This window comes from Methanoculleus sp. MH98A (genome assembly GCF_000691865.1).
Classification (GTDB): Archaea; Halobacteriota; Methanomicrobia; order Methanomicrobiales; family Methanoculleaceae; genus Methanoculleus.
The window spans coordinates 1-679 of sequence record NZ_JMIO01000203.1; the positions used below are offsets into that span (position 1 = coordinate 1).

The window sequence follows — 679 nt, forward strand, 5'->3', positions numbered from 1 at the left end:
TTTTAACGTGATGTGTTTTTCGAATATTCTTGCACCTAAAGCGTATGCTAATTGAATCATTAAGTCGCCATTTCCATCATAGACCGTGTGATCAGCGTAACCAATAACGAAACTAGGGTAAATAGCCTTTAACTTCGCTATTTTAGATAAATTAACATCATGTGGATCCGTAGGGAAATTTTGCATTCCATACATAATTATAGGAATATTCTCTGGCAAAATAAAATTGAGCGCATATTCTATCTCATCTATTGTTCTTCCCCCAACCCCCAATATTATAGGAAAATCCTTCAAATCTTTAATTCTCTTAAGCATTTGAAAATCATTTAGTGCAATTGAATGAAGTTCTATGGCATTAATCAGCTCACTATGGTTAGTACAGTAAATAAGTGCCTTTTCATCAATAGGTAGAACAACAATTTCAAGACCTTGATCTCTTCCATATGATAAAATCTCAGTCCATTCCACTTCTGTGAAACACCATTTATTAATACTATAATAGTTGTCCAAACTGTCGACATAGGCATCGTCGACATCCAGCAACATCTGAAACTTTATCCCATCGCACTGCGCTTTTTTGGCACTGTTAATTAATTCTAGGAGGTAATTCTTATCCCCTTCGTGAATAAAAGCAGTTTCCGCATAAATATAATAGCGCTTACTTAGTGGGTTGCTTTTA

1 protein-coding gene is annotated in these 679 nt (G+C 34.9%); it reads right to left on the reverse strand.

Translation table 11 applies throughout. From position 1 onward, the window contains the following. Positions 1–648: N-acetylneuraminate synthase family protein (locus EI28_RS12560; RefSeq protein ID WP_369792317.1), on the reverse strand; the 648-nt coding region annotated here is incomplete at its 3' end. Positions 649–679 lie beyond the last annotated feature (31 nt).